The sequence below is a fragment of the Serratia sp. 3ACOL1 genome, assembly GCF_003668775.1.
Classification (GTDB): domain Bacteria; phylum Pseudomonadota; class Gammaproteobacteria; order Enterobacterales; family Enterobacteriaceae; genus Chania; species Chania fonticola.
The window spans coordinates 4,502,316-4,517,936 of record NZ_CP033055.1; the positions used below are offsets into that span (position 1 = coordinate 4,502,316).

At 58.0% G+C, this 15,621-nt stretch carries 4 protein-coding genes; all 4 read left to right on the forward strand.

All coding sequences use genetic code 11. From position 1 onward, the window contains the following. The first annotated feature begins 17 nt into the window (after nucleotides 1-17). The 4 genes from D9980_RS20310 (at nucleotide 18) to xerC (ending at nucleotide 15,138) form a co-directional block, all read left to right on the forward strand. Entirely contained in the window at nucleotides 18-11,642 is an 11,625-nt protein-coding gene (locus D9980_RS20310; protein ID WP_121608282.1) for a hemagglutinin repeat-containing protein, read from the forward strand. Between the two features lie 6 nt (nucleotides 11,643-11,648). After that, nucleotides 11,649-12,032 (forward strand): hypothetical protein, encoded by a 384-nt coding sequence (locus tag D9980_RS20315; RefSeq protein ID WP_121608283.1) that lies wholly within the window; start codon nucleotides 11,649-11,651, stop codon nucleotides 12,030-12,032. Between the two features lie 382 nt (nucleotides 12,033-12,414). Further along, on the forward strand, nucleotides 12,415-14,097 hold the full coding sequence (locus D9980_RS20320; RefSeq protein WP_370454277.1) for a hypothetical protein: 1,683 nt from the start codon (nucleotides 12,415-12,417) through the stop codon (nucleotides 14,095-14,097). Between the two features lie 3 nt (nucleotides 14,098-14,100). After that, a complete protein-coding gene (gene xerC, locus D9980_RS20325; RefSeq protein ID WP_121608284.1) occupies nucleotides 14,101-15,138 on the forward strand; it encodes a site-specific tyrosine recombinase XerC in 1,038 nt (345 codons plus the stop codon). The last annotated feature ends 483 nt before the right edge of the window (nucleotides 15,139-15,621 follow it).

A 15,621-nucleotide genomic window follows, 5' to 3' on the forward strand; every position in this document is an offset into this window, starting at 1 on the left:
AGGGAAAGGTTTCAAGGATGACGCAAAAAGACGATCGGCCCATTCATGCCAGCCAGCGTTGGTTGAGCTATACCCTGTGCAGCCTGTTAGCTTGGCAGCCGTTGCTGCCCGCCTTGGCGAACGGTGTTAACGTCGCCGAAGGGAATACCCGGCTCGATCAGGCTGGTAATGGTGTGCCGGTGGTCAATATTGCTACGCCTAATCAGGCGGGCATTTCCCATAATAAATACAATGAATTCAACGTGGGCAAAGAGGGGCTGATCCTCAACAACGCCACCGGACAGCTCAATCAGACCCAGCTTGGCGGCCTGATCCAGAATAACCCCAATTTGAAGGCCGGGCAGGAAGCCCAAGGCATCATTAACGAGGTTGTCGCCCCGAACCGCTCCCAGCTGCAAGGCTATTTGGAGGTGGCGGGCAAGCAGGCCAACGTGATGGTTGCCAACCCTTACGGCATCACCTGCGACGGCTGTGGCTTCATCAACACCCCGAATGCGACGCTGACGACCGGTAAACCGGTGTTAGGGCCCGACGGCAAACTGCAGGCGCTGGAAGTCACGCAAGGGGCCATCAGCATTCAGGGCAAAGGGCTGGATGCCAGCCAGAGCGGGAAATTTGCCCTGATTGCCCGTGCCACCGAAATCAACGCCCAGCTGTATGCCCAGGATGCCACCATTACACTGGGTGCCAACCGTGTGGATGCACAGGGTAATGCGACCCCGATCGCGGGCCAGGGCGAAGCGCCAAAAGTGGCGGTCGATACCGGTGCGCTGGGCGGCATGTATGCCAACCGTATCCATCTGGTTTCCAGCGACAAAGGCGTCGGCGTTAACCTCGGTAACCTCAATGCCCGTGCCGGGGATATCACCCTGGATGCCAACGGCAAATTGACGCTCAATAATTCGCTGGCCCAAGGCGGTGCATTAACGGCGACAGGGCAAAGTATCAGCATGTTGGGCGACCACAAGGCCACCCAGTCCATTACGTTAAACAGCCAGGGGGATCTCTCCCAGCAGGGCGGCACGCTGGTCAGTGACCAGAATATCGCTCTCAGCAGCGGCGGTACGTTGCAGATGAGCAGCGGCAAACTGACCGCTGGCAACGATGTCAACCTGCGGGCTCGTGACGCGCGGGTGGACAGTTCCAGCCAGATTGATGCTGCCCGCCATGTCGACATGACGTTGTTTAATAGCGGCATGACGCAGGGGCAAGTGACCGCCGGGCAAAACCTTACCCTCAGCGGTGCCAGCTTGGTCAACAGCGGTACGCTGGCGGCCAATGGGGCGATACAAAGCACCCTCTCCCATCTGGAGAATAGTGGAACCGTTCAGAGCCAGGGTAACCTGTCGCTGAGCGGTCAGTCGCTCACCAACAACGGCAAGATACTGAGTGGGGGAGCGCTGGCTGTCACCAGCCAGACGTTGGATCAAGACGGCACCTTGAGTGCCAAAGGTAAAGCCGATCTTACCGTCAGCGGGACGTTGCGAAATGGCAGTTACGGCGAGTTGCTGAGCGACGACAGCCTGACGCTGTGGGCTGGAACACTGCAACAGAACGGCCTGCTCTCTGGCGCGACGGGGTTAACCCTCAACAGCGATACGCTGAGCACGGCGGCAGATGCCCTCACCACCAGCCAAGGCAATATCACGGTTAACGCGGGTAACGCCACGTTAGGCGGGGAATGGAATGCGGGTGGCGATCTGGCCTGGCATGGCATGACGTTGAACACGCAGCCGGGTGCTCAGATACAAAGCGGGGGCAATCTCACCCTCCAGGCACAACAAGCCACGCTGGCGGGTACCCAAACGGCGAAAGGGGCATTAACGGTAGAGGCGGATTCACTGCTGCACAGTGGTAAAAGCCATGCCGCAACCCTGGCCCTGAAGGCGGACACCCTGACAAACCAGGGCACGCTGGTCGCTCCTGTCTTGAAGATCAACAGCCAGACGCTGACCAACAGCGGCTTGCTACAAGGCAGCCAGACCCTGGATCTTATCGCCCGCCTGATGGACAACCAGAAGGGGGGCACCGTGTATACGGCCAATGCCCTGTCGCTGGCCATCCCGACGCTGAAAAACGCCGGACTGATCACCACCGATCGGGATTTGGTGCTCAGTGGCGATCAACTGCTCAACAGCGGTGAAATCAATGCCGTGAACCTGACGGCCAAAACTCTGCGAGTCGATAACCAGCAGAGCGGTTTGCTGCTGGCGAAAGATAAGCTGTCACTGAACGGTATGGCGTTGTCCAATGCCGGGCAACTAGCTGCCGATCAACTGACCCTGAACACCAACAGCATCGCCAATAGCGGCACGTTGCAGGGTGACAGCGCCCTTGCTATCAAGGCTGCGGAAGCCACCAACCGTGGGCGTATCCTCACCGGCGGTGCGCTAAACCTGATTGCAGACACCTTGACCAACGCCGGGACGATGCAGGCGGTCCTGATGGTCTTGTCACTGGCCAAACAGTTCAGCAACCAGCAAAACGGCTCCGTCAACGTGAGTGGTTCGCTGGCGCTGGCCACCCCTCAGTTCAGTAATGACGGCCTGCTGGCCGCAGCGACGCTGACTTTGGATACCACGGCCCTGTTCAATACGGGGACTCTGCAAGGCAGCCGTCAGCTGAATATCGGCACCTCCACGTTAGATAACCAGCTCGGTGGTGTTTTACTTAGTGGCGGAGCACTGACATTACGGGCGGACTCGCTGACCAACATCGGATTGCTTCAGGGCCAGACACTGGATCTGTCAACCCAAGAGTGGCTTAACAACGGCAATGCGCTGAGTGAACAAACGGCGAGTCTGGTAGTCGCCAATACGTTGACCAACCAAGGGAAGATCCTCGGCCAGCAAGGGATGACTGTCTCTGCGGGCTCAGTGGACAACGCGGGATGGCTGGCGGCCACCGTGCTCTCCGTCGTGGGCGACGTTATCAACAAGGGGCTGATGCAGGGTAGCCAATCCCTGCAACTTTCCGGCACTCATCTCAATAACGCAGCCACAGGCCAGATGTTATCGAGCGGGACGTTGCACCTTGAAGGCCAACAGTTGGTCAACCAGGGTGCTCTGCAGGGGCAACAACTGGCGGTGAAAGCCCAGACCTGGCAGAACAGTGGCAGTGCCCAGGCGCAAGATCGCCTGACGGCAGACCTGACCGGTGACATGCTCAACAGTGGCCTGTTACTGAGCCAGGATCGGTTTGATCTCAAAGCGGCCCATATTCTGAATCAGGGCACCCTGGCGGCAGACAAGGTGGTATTGACCGCGCCAGAGCTAACCAACAGTGGTTTGCTACAGGGCAACAGCCATCTGCAACTGGCTATCCCCAATATCAGTAACCTTGCCAGCGGGAAGCTGGTCAGCGGCGGTGCGCTGGAGCTGGCGCTCGATCAACTGGACAACGCTGGCCTATTGCAGGTGAACGATGATTTGTCTCTCACCGGCCAGCAATTCACCAACCAGGGCAGCATCCTGGCGAACAACCTGAACCTGGATGTGCAGGGTGGCTTGGTAAACCAGCAAGGCGGCCAACTAGTGGCCCGTGAAAATGCCACCTTCCGCAGCCAATCGGTGAACAATGCCGGAGTCTTGGCGGGTAATACGCTGGCGGTGGACAGTGGCACCGTGACTCACAGCGGCATCATGCAGGGCAATACCGGGCTGACTCTGAACAGCACCGCGCTGCACGTGCTGGCCGGTGCACAACTGTTGAGCGATGGTGAGCTGGCAGTCAACGGTGGCGCAGTTACCAACGCCGGATCCTGGCAGGGGAATAGCCTGACCTTTGGCGTCGATAGCCTGGATAACAGCGGATCGATAAACGCGGTTGCGGGCCTGACAGGCACGGTGTTCAATACGCTGCAAAACAGCGGGCAGATGGGCAGCCTGGGGACTCTGAACCTGAGCGGCGACTATCTGACCAACAGCGGCAAGCTGGTGGCCAACCGGTTGACGCTGGATGCCGCTACGCTGAATAACACGGGATTATGGCAAGGTAGCGAGTGGCTGAATGCCCACGGTGATGCGCTGACGCTGGGTGCGTCAAGCCGCACGTTGGCCGGGGGCGCATTGTCGCTGAATGCTGGGCAACTTACCTCAGAAGGGTTGGTTCAGGGTGGACAAACCCACGTCACTGCCACTAGCTGGTTGAACCGTGGCAGCCTGCTGGGGAGCGATTCTCTGGCCGTCAACGTCACCGATGAACTGGTGAATGAAGGGTCACTGCTTAGCCAGGGTAACAGCGAAATACAGGCGCAGACGCTGACCAATGACGGTGCCGTCCTGAGCGACGGAAATCTGTCTTTGGCGGGCGCTACGTTGAACAACCAAGGTGCCGTACAGGGTAACATCCTCAACCTGACGCAGAACTTGGTGAATAACGCAGGTACGCTGATCGGCCTGCAGTCGTTGACGTTAGGCATTCAGGCATTCTCCGTCCCGTTGTTGACGCTGGTGAACCACAGTCAGGGATCACTTCTGACGCAGGGAACGCTTTCTGTTAATGGCAGTACGGTGACCAATGACGGTCTCTGGCAGGGGCAACAGATCCTGCTGAATGCTCAGACATTGAATAACAGTGGCGCAATCCAGAGTGCGGATGCGCTGCAAATGGCTCTGTCTGGGGCATTGAATTCGACGGCTGGCAGCAAAATTACCGCCAATGGTGCAGCTGTATTACAGGCACAGTCGTTGACCAACGCCGGGCAGTGGCTGGCAAAAAATCTCACCCTACGCGCTGACACCCTGAATAATCAGGGCGAAATCAGCGGCGTTGACGGCCTGACGGTCGCGCTGAGCGGGGATTTCACCCAGCAGCAAGATAAAACCCTGCTGACGGCGGGTGACCTGAAACTGGATGCGGCCTCGGTCACCAACCTTGGGCGTATCCAGGGGAACGGCGTGTGGGTTAACAGCGGTACGCTAACCAACAGCGGTCGTGTGCAAGGTGAAACAGGTCTAACGCTGAACCTTACCGGTGGGTTGACCAATAACGCCACAGGTACCCTTCTCAGCCAGAACTCACTCACCATTACCTCGCCGTACTGGGTCAACAGCGGTCTGATGCAAAGCGGTGCTGACACCCGGTTTGAGGGGACGATATCAGGGCGTAATGACGGTAGCCTGCTTGCTGGCTCCGATCTGTCACTCCATGGCTCGCAATTTACCAACACCGGTTGGCTACAGGCAGGCTCCCTGTTACTGAATGCGGATGCGTTGGACAACAGCGGTACCTTGCTGGCAGAACTGCAGGGAACGTTGACCGCAGGCAGCCTGAACAATCAGGGCACGATCCAGGGAAGCAACCTGGCGTTGAATACCCAGCAACTGACTAACGGTGGCACGCTGCTTGGCACCTCCGGGCTTGGCATCAATGCCAGTCAGGTGGCGCTTCAAGAGACAGGGAAAATATTCAGCGGGGGCGATTTACTGCTGAGCAGTGGCGATTTTGACCAACGTGGCCAGGTCGTGGCGTTGGGTAACCTGACGCTACAACTGGTAAACGCCTTTACCAGCCAGAATGTGATTGCCGCAGGCCAGAGCCTGAACGTTAACAGCCAGGGGGCGTTGACCAACCAAGGCACTCTCCAGGGGCAAAGCGTCAACCTCACGGCGTACGGCATCTTGACCAACAACGGGCAAATCACCGGCGGAAGTGGGGCCAGCACCCTCAGTGGCAGCGCCATTGCCATGAATGCGGCTGGAACGCTGCAATCAGGGGGCGACGTAACCCTGAACAGCCAGAGCGATATCACCGTTGACGGGTTTACCGGCACGCAGGGCTCAATGACGCTGAATGCGGCTGGCAGCCTGATTAACACCGCCTTGCTGTATGCCGGTAACAACCTGTACCTGCTGGCCAACAGCATCAAAAACCTGCGCGGTGACATCCTGGCGGGCAACAGCCTGTGGATGCAGCGTGATAGGGCGGGCAATGCCAACGCCGAGGTGGTGAACAGCTCTGGCACCATTGAGACACAAAATGGTGATATCACCATTAACACCGCCCATTTGCTGAATCAGCGCGATGGGCTGAGTGTGACTCAAACCAACCAGGATCTGACCAGCGAGTACCCTTGGTTGAACGGGGCCTTGGTGAAGGTTCCGTTGGATTTCTTCGAGAAAGGTGAGCTGGGTTACTACACGATAGATGTGACCACTCAGTTAGCAGGGGATGCCGGGCGAGAGGTCACTCGTACGTATACTTACGCAGCGCCTTTTGAGAAAACCAAAGATCTGGCGTTATCCGTTTCCAGCATTGAGGTTAGCAGCAACGGTGGTGCGGGTCGCATTGCCTCTGGCAGAGATCTCTATCTTACCGCGCAAGCGTTTGATAACCAGGCCAGCAATATTCTTGCTAACAGCAATGCTTACCTGATGGGTAATACGCTGAATAATCAGTCTTGGCTGGCGGGAACTGAAACTCGCTATCAAACCTATCGCACTGACGAACTTCCTGAGTCCAGGCGCGGGTACGTGGTGTCCAAGTTACAGCCGATGAATGACTACGCGTTTGGCAAGATCACCGATCGTTATGTGACCTATACCTCCGACGGAGAGGTGCGCACTGAGCGCTCAGAAGGTGAGATCTACCGTGCCGTTATTCAGGCGGGTGGTAATGTCGTGGCCAACTTTGCCAACGATCTGAGTAATACCACCACCTCACCCAACGCAGGTGGTGTAAGTCACACTATCAATGCCCCAACGCTCAATACCCTGAGCCAACAGACAATCGGTAATGCCGTAGAGAAACAGGCGTTGTCAGCCGGTGATAAGGCGGCGGTCAATTCGCCTGAATGGCAAGACAGCCTGCAAAATGCCCTGCAACAGATTAACGGGGGCAGCGGCCTGGATAACGTCACGCCTGAGCTCACCGGGTTAGGAAAATACAGCGAAGGTGACCAGGGTAACGCCAATCTGGGTGATGGAGCCAAGTTACAAAACACCACCACCGATGGCAAGGACCTGATCGGCACGGACGGTAAGGCCTTAAACCAGTATCAAGGCAAAACGGTCGATACCAGTGCGTATCCTCTGCCTACGGGCGAGAATGGCTATTTTGTGGCGTCTACCGATCCGGACAGCCCGTATCTGATCACCACCAACCCGAAACTTAACGGGCTGGGGCAACTCGATCCGAGCCTGTTTGGCGATCTCTACGCATTGCTGGGGATCACCCCAGGCCAGAGCCCGCGTGAAACCAACGAACAGTTCACGGTGGAAGACAAATTTATCGGCTCTTCCTATTTCCTTGACCGCCTGAACCTCCACCCGGATTACGACTACCGTTTCCTGGGGGATGCGGCCTTTGATACCCGTTACGTCAGCAATGCCATGCTGAATCAGACGGGCAGCCGTTATCTGAACGGCGTGGGTTCAGACCTGGAGCAGATGCAAACCCTGATGGACAACGCCGCCAGGGCGCAACAGTCTCTGGGGCTGAAGTTTGGGGTTGCGCTAACGGCGGAGCAGATCGCCTCTTTGGATCACAGCATCTTGTGGTGGGAAGCGACCAGCATCAATGGCCAGACGGTGATGGTGCCGAAGCTCTACCTGTCACCAAAAGATGTGACGATCAATAACGGCAGCGTGATTTCAGGGAAAAATGTCTCGCTCACCGCCGGTAATATCACCAACAGCGGCAGCACACTGACCGCACAGAACGCGCTGACGCTTGATAGTCAGAACAGCATCAGCAACCTCAATGCTGGCCTGCTCAATGCGGGCGGCAACCTGCAACTGAGCGCGATTGGCGATATCAACAATATCGGCTCAATCATCAGCGGCAAAACGGTGCAGTTGGAAAGCCTTGATGGCAGCATCATCAACCAGACGCTGACGAATCAGTGGAATACCCAGGGTTCCCTGGGCGGTTGGATGCCGGAAAGCCTGTCGCTGTCACGCACGGAAATCGGCGATATCGGCACCATCCAGGCCTTGGACAGCTTGAGCCTGAGCGCTGGTAACAACATCGATATCCTGGGGGCCAAATTGACTTCCGGTGGTGCGATGGACCTGCTGGCGGGGGGCGATATCAACGTCCTGGCCAACACCACCTACAGCGCCGATAAATATCAGAGCTGGCGGAACGTAAGAGAGAGCGAAACTCACAGCAGCCAGGGCAGCGAAATTAGTGCTGGTGGGCCGCTGACGGCCGATGCAGGCCGTGATGTCAACGTGAAGGCCAGCCAGGTTGGCAGCCAGAGTGATACCACCGTGATGGCTGGGCGCGATATCAACCTGCAAACGCAGGAAGCGAGCACCCGGCAGAAAGATAACGGCACCGAACAGCGCAGTAACGATGCCACGCGCTCCACCCTCACCAGCGGCGGCGATTTAACGCTGGATGCAGGCCGGGATGTGAACTCGCAGGCCGCAGCGATGGTGGCGGACAACAACGTCAACCTGAACGCCGGGCGTGACGTGAACCTCAACACCCAGCAAACCAGCGAATACCGCGAGAGCAAGGAAGGTAAACGCCAGCAGGTGGATGAGTCTATCCGTCAGCAAGGTACTGAAATTGCCAGCGGGGGCAACACCACCATTCGCGCCGATCGAGATGCCACCTTGAATGCGGCACAGGTGCAGGCCAGCGGTGATATAGCGGTAAGCGCCGGACGCGATCTGACGCTCAACAGCGCCACCGAAAGTGACTACTCCTTCTTCGAAGAAACCAAGACCAAGAAAGGGTTCCTGTCGAAAACCACCACCCACACGGTGCGGGAAGATTACGCCACGCAGGAAAAAGGCACGCTGCTGAGCGGCGATAATGTGTCGCTGTCTGCGGGTAATGACCTGACGGTGAAGGGATCTTCGGTTGTGGGTGACGGTAAAGTTAACCTGCAAGCAGGCAACAACATCGAGATCGTGGCAGCGACGGAAGAGCAGTCCAGCTATCGGTTGGATGAGAAGAAAAAGAGCGGACTGATGGGCACCGGTGGTATCGGGGTGACGATTGGTAGCTCAAGCTCTCGCCATCAGGTGAACGAAGACGGTACCACGCAGAGCCAGAGTGTGAGCACTATCGGCTCGACCGGTGGCGATGTGAATATCGTTGCGGGCGGCAAGGCACACATTGGCGGTGCGGATCTGATTGCCGGTAAAAATCTCAGCGTTACTGGCGACAGCGTCGTTATCGAACCGGGGCATGACCTGCGTACGGTAGAAGAACGGTTTGAGCAGAAGCAGAGTGGCCTGACGGTGGCGTTGTCCGGTGCGGCAGGTGCAGCAGCCAACTCAGCAATAGCGGCAGCGCAGAGTGCCAAAAGTGAAAGCGATGGCCGTTTGGCTGCCTTGCAGGGCACCAAAGCCGCGTTGTCTGGGGTGCAGGCAGGGCAGGCCGCGGTGTTGGATAATACCAAGGGCGATGCGGGTAATGCGATTGGTATCAGCCTTTCCCTGGGGGCCCAAAAGTCGTCATCCACGCAAAAACAGGTCTCTGATAATGTCACCGGTTCGACGTTGACGGCGGGTAATAATTTGTCGGTGACCGCAACCGGCAAAGGCAGTGGTGCCAACAGTGGCGATGTGGTGATTGCGGGTAGCCAGTTGAAGGCGGGTGGCGATACCACCATCGATGCCTCTCGCGACATCTTGCTTGCCGGGGCTGCTAATTCCCAGCAGCAGACGGGGAGTAACAAGAGCAGCGGCGGTGAAATCGGTATCGGCCTGAGCCTGGGTAAAGACACGGGTATCAAGGTGTTCGCCAACGTCAACGCTGGCAAAGGCAGTGAGAAAGGCACCGGTACGCAGTGGACAGAGACAACCATCGACAGCGGTAAGACGCTTGCCATGAACAGCGGGCGCGATACCACCCTGGCCGGTGCACAGGTCAGCGGTGACAAGGTGGATGTTGACGTCGGACGTAATCTGACACTTTCCAGCCAGCAGGACAGCGATCTCTACGACATGAAGCAGCAGAACGCCAGTGCGGGTGGCAGCTTCACCTGGGGCTCGATGAGCGGTTCTGGCTACTTGAACCTGAGTCAGGACAAGATGCACAGCAACTACGACTCTGTGCAGGAGCAGACCGGGATCTATGCGGGCAAGGGCGGCTTTGACGTTAAGGTCGGCGAGCATACCCAACTGGATGGCGCGGTAATCAGTTCAACGGGCACGGCGGACAAAAACAGCCTGGATACGGGGACGTTGGGCTTCAGTGACCTGCACAATAAGGCGGACTACAACGTCGAACATGTCGGGGTCGGGATAAGTGGCGGTGGTGACTTTGGTGGTAAGGAGTTTCAGGGCAACCTGGCGGGCGGGATGCTATCGGGCCTGAACGGCAGCGGCCATGCTAGCGGCACTACGCAGGCGGCGGTGAGCGAAGGTAACATCACTGTCCGTGACAAGGACAACCAGCAACAAAATGTCGCCGACCTGAGCCGGGATACCGAGAATGCCAACGGCAGCATTGCGCCGATCTTCGACAAGGAGAAAGAGCAGAACCGGTTGAAACAGGCGCAGTTGATCGGTGAGATCGGCGGGCAGGCAGCGGATATCATCCGTACGCAGGGTGAGATAAACGGGCTGAATGCGGCTAAGGCCGATCTGGCGAAAGATGGGAAACTGCCGCCGGAGCCGGGAAAAAATGCCAAGCAGGAAGAGATTGATCAGTACGTCAGCATCCTGAAAGACACCACTGCGTATAAAGAGGCCATGAAGCAGTATGGTACGGGCAGTGACTTGCAGAAAGCGGCGCAGGCGGTAACGGCTGCGTTGCAGGGGCTGGCAGGGGGAAATATCTCCCAGGCTCTTGCTGGTGGTTTGAGCCCGTACGCGGCAGAGCAAATCAAGAAGTATACCGGTACGAATGAAACGGCCAACGCGCTTGCCCATGCGGTGTGGGGGGCGATAGCGGCGCAGGTGAGTGGCAACTCGGCCGCCGCTGGTGCTGCGGGGGCTGCTGGTGGTGAATTGGCCGCGCGTTATCTGGCAGAGAAATTATATGGTGCAGACACGCCGGAAAAAATTGCTAAACTGAGTGAGGAGCAGAAGCAGAGTCTCAGTGCGCTATCGACGCTGGCAGCAGGTTTGGCTGGTGGAGTGACGGGGGATAGCACTGCGAATGCTCTGGCGGGTGCTCAGGCCGGTAAGAATGCGGTGGAGAATAACTTCTTGGCGGTTCCTGTGCCGGTTCCGCCACCGGTAGCGCTGCCGAATACGTCCATCAATGGTGCAGGCGGAAATGAAGCCTGGGATGCGGATGATGGCTCAGATCCAAGCAAGTCTCGTGAAGAGAACGCGCGTCAGCCGAATGTGGCGAAGGATCTGACGGATGAAGAGAAAGCGGAAGCGGGTGGGGTAGGGTCTGGAACTCCTGGCGGTCATGGGCCGGAAGATGAAGAAAATGCGCGGAACAGTGAAAAGCAGAATATTACCGTTGAGGATTTAACCTCGACATCATCGAAAGGGAATGAGACGACAGGGCGTTCAAAACTCTTCGAAAGAACAGGCGGTAGTAATGCGGCTAACAAAGAGTTCGATGCCTTATCTCCTACAGAAATTAAAGACATACCAGGTGGAAGGGTCGGTAAGTTACCCGATGGGCGAACGGTTATCGTACGTGAGCGTAGTACTGATGGTCGTCCAACATTGGAGATCCAATCAGGGAAGAACAGGATCAAGTTTAGGTATGACAAGTGACCATATATGACTGAAAAGTTGATTAAAATCCCCCTTGCTGAGGGTTCTCTTCAAAATAGTCAACTAGAGGATTTTCGATATTCCTCTGGTTCCCTTGAGCTGATTTTATCTTCAGGGGATAACGCTGAAGGCAGCAAAATTAAGGTGTTGTTCGATTGGATTTATTCCTTCCGAGTGACCGATGAAGGTGACCTATTGAAAATGCAGGAAGAGCAGAAAGGGGAGATGCTTACAGGACTTTATCGCGTTGAAAAATCTAAGTATCTAGAATGGTTTAATGAGCAAAATGGTAATGTGCACGATGGAGTCGTTCATTATATGCTCTCGACGGTGGACGATGTTATAGATATTTTAGCCGCCATTAGTCCTTCAATATCAATCAGTAAGTAACATTAACTCCGGCCAGTGGCTGAAGTTAATGTTATTAAGCCCTAAATGCGTTCACTTCCTGTCACCGCAGCCCGGCCATTGAGCCGGGTTTTTTTTGCCTGTTGGCTTCGAAATCTTGCATCTACAAGCAAGACAGGGATCCGTTGCGGAGAAGATTACAAGTAAAGTTGTAATTGCAGGAGCGTTCAGTAACGTTCCTACTCTCAACTATTACTACAAACTGTATACCTGAGATGGAATATCCGCTTCTTCGTTAGCCGTCCCTGCGCCGGGCGTTGACGCCGTGCCGTGCGAGCAGACCGCCACGGGTGAGCTGTTGTTACGCTGTGGCCCGCGTGTCTGGCGGGTGCGGGGCTGGCAGAAGAATACGTTGCCGGAGGTGATGAAGGTCAATGTGCAGGTGCGGGACGAGGCCAGCGGGGCGTTCCATGTTGACCAGCTCGACATGTACCACGCCAAGCAGCGGCAGAGCTATATCAGTACGGCGGTGGTCGAGCTGGGCTGTGAGCTGAGCGTGATCAAGCGTGAATGTGGCCGGGTGTTGCTGATGCTGGAGCAGAAGCAGGATGAAGCCCGCCAGGCTGTGGATCAGGCCGCGCCTGCTGCCGTGGCGTTGAGTGCCGAGGATGAAGCCGCCGCGCTGGCACTGCTGAAATCCCCGGATCTGGCCGGGCGTATCGTGAGTGATCTGGCGGCCTGCGGGGTGGTGGGCGAGTCCACCAATCTGTTGACTGGGTATCTGGTGGCGACCAGTCGCAAACTGGACAAGCCGCTGGCGGTGCTGATCCAGAGCAGCTCGGCGGCGGGCAAGTCATCGCTGATGGATGCGGTGCTGGGGATGATGCCGGAAGAAGAACGCATACAGTACTCGGCGATGACTGGGCAGAGCCTCTACTATCTGGGTGAAACCAGTCTGCAACACAAGATCCTGGCGATAGCGGAAGAGGAAGGGGTACGGCAGGCGGCGTATGCGCTGAAGCTGTTGCAGTCGGACGGAGAGCTGAAGATCGCCTCGACCGGCAAAGACGAGCAGAGCGGCGAACTGATGACGCGGGAGTACAAGGTGCAGGGGCCAGTGATGCTGATGCTGACCACCACGGCGATCGACGTGGACGAGGAACTGTTGAACCGCTGCCTGGTACTGACGGTGAACGAAAGCCGGGAGCAGACGCAGGCGATACACGCGATGCAGCGCCACGGCCAGACGCTGGAAGGGCTGTTGGCGGTGAGTGAAAAGGGCTATCTGACGGCGTTGCACCAGAACGCGCAGCGGTTGCTCAGGCCGCTGAAGGTGGTGAACCCGTTCGCGCATCGGCTCACGTTCCTGTCTGACAAGACCCGCACCCGGCGCGACCATATGAAATACCTCACCCTGATACAGTCGATAGCGCTGCTGCACCAGTACCAGCGGGAAGTAAAACGGGCCGAGCACCGGGGCAGCGTTATCGAGTATATCGAGGTGACACGGGAGGATATCGCGTTGGCCAATCGGCTGGCCCATGAGGTGCTGGGACGGACGCTGGACGAGATGCCGCCGCAGACGCGCAAGCTGTTGGTGTTGCTGAAGGACTGGGTCGGTGAAGCGGCTCGATGGCAGGCGTTGAAGGCGGAAGAAGTACGGTTCACCCGGCGGGATATCCGGGCGGCGCTCCAGTGGGGCGATACCCAGCTCAAGGTCCACCTGGCCCGGCTGCTGGAAATGGAATACCTCGTGCTGCACCGGCGCGGACTGACGTATGAATACGGGTTGCTGTGGGACGGCGAGGATAACGGCGGGACGCATCTGTGTGGCTTGTTGGACGTGGCCGAGGCAGAAACGGCGGCAACGAACAGCGAGGGCAATATGCTCCGGTCGGGGTCTGAGGCTGACCGGTCGGACGGGGTGAGCCATCGGTCGGCCCCCGGTCGGGGTGTGGTCGGTGGTCGGTCGGGTAGTCGAGAAGTGGCCTCAGAGCAGGCAGCCCAAGGCCCAGCGGCTCAGCCAGTCGGTGTTGGCGAAAATGCAGTAATAAAGGGAAAAAAGAAAGCGACCTCACTGCCTTCGCCCCCGTTGCCGGAGGTGTAGCGGATGGCCTATCGCAAGCCCCGCGCCGATGCGCTGCTAACCGTCGATGAAGTGTACCGCCAGCCGGTTGGTCCGGCGCATGACCCTAAAAGCCTGTATGCCTTGCTGCTGCGGTTCGTGGTGTGGCGGCGAGAGCGCAACTGGTCGGCAACCACCCTCAAAACCCAGACTCACCATCAATACCGCTTCATCCTGTGGGCCGCCGAGCGTGGGCTGCATTACCCGCAAGAGATCAGCTTGCCGATCCTGGAACGCTACCAACATCATCTGTTCAACTACCGCAAAGCCAACGGCGAACCGCTGGGTAGCCGGACGCAACGGAGTGCGTTACAGCCACTTCAGGTGTGGTTCCGCTGGATGGCCAAACAGCGTCTGATACTGGCGAACCCGGCGGCGGACCTCGAACTGCCGAGGCTGGAGAAGCGACTGCCGCGCACCATCCTGAGTGTGGAACAGGTGGAGGATGTGCTGAACCACTGCGATCTGACGACGGCACAGGGGATCCGTGACCGGGCGCTGATGGAACTGCTGTGGTCAACGGGGATCCGGCGGGGTGAGGTGCCGGCGCTGGACCTCTACAGCGTGGACGGTTCGCGGCACATCCTCACCATCGTGCAGGGCAAGGGGAAGCAGGATCGGGTGATCCCGGTCGGAGAACGTGCGTTGTGGTGGGTACAATATTATATGCAGCATACCCGCTTGGAGATGTTGAGTAACCCCGGGTGCAGAGCGCTGTTCCTGGCGATGGATGGCGTGGCCGGGCTGACGGCGAGCGGTGTGACCATGGCTGTTGTACCGTACCTGAGAGCGGCGGGGATCATGAAGGGCAGCTGCCACCTGTTCCGGCATGCGATGGCAACCCAGATGCTGGAGAACGGCGCGGACCTGCGCTGGATCCAGGCGATGTTGGGCCACCGCAGCGTGGAGAGTACGCAGATCTACACGCAGGTGTCGATCCGGGCGTTGCAGGCGGTGCATGCCTCGACCCATCCGGCGGAGCAGTCGGACAGTGTGGAGTCGCCGGACAGTCTGCCAAGCTAGCTCACTCCCTGTGAGTGCGGGACGTTCGGTGGACGGCAGAGCGCGGCGTCCATGCCGCGATCTGCCTTCATCAGGTGCGGAGTGCGCGGGGGTCAATGGTCGCCCGTCCAGCCCTCGGTATCGGCGTTCTCTGGTGGTCAGTTGCTGGCCGAACGTCCATTAAACATAATGCAGGAGATTATGCGCACCCGCCCCGGCGAGCCACCAAGGCCACCTCACCCACGATAAGCGGTCCGTATGCGGATAATCTGCATTATGTCGTGCGCCACCGCGTTGGGCTGTGGGGTGGGGCCGCCGTCCCTGGCGGCGTCAGGTTGGGTGCAAACACGCGGCCAACCCCAAGCGGAAGTCGGCCTGACGGCCTCCGCTGAAGGGCTTAATGCCCGCCCGGCTGCGTCTGTCTGCGGCGGCTCGCAGTCGTACCTCCTTGCTCGTTCCCGCCTCGCCAGCTTCCGCACCCGCCCTGGTTCGGGGCTAGCATGC

Bases quoted from the DNA above. Each gene is read 5' to 3' on its own strand.
- D9980_RS20310 (WP_121608282.1), top strand. From the start codon at position 18: ATGACGCAAAAAGACGATCGGCCCATTCATGCCAGCCAGCGTTGGTTG.
- D9980_RS20315 (WP_121608283.1), top strand. From the start codon at position 11,649: ATGACTGAAAAGTTGATTAAAATCCCCCTTGCTGAGGGTTCTCTTCAA.
- D9980_RS20320 (WP_370454277.1), top strand. From the start codon at position 12,415: ATGAAGGTCAATGTGCAGGTGCGGGACGAGGCCAGCGGGGCGTTCCAT.
- xerC (WP_121608284.1), top strand. From the start codon at position 14,101: ATGGCCTATCGCAAGCCCCGCGCCGATGCGCTGCTAACCGTCGATGAA.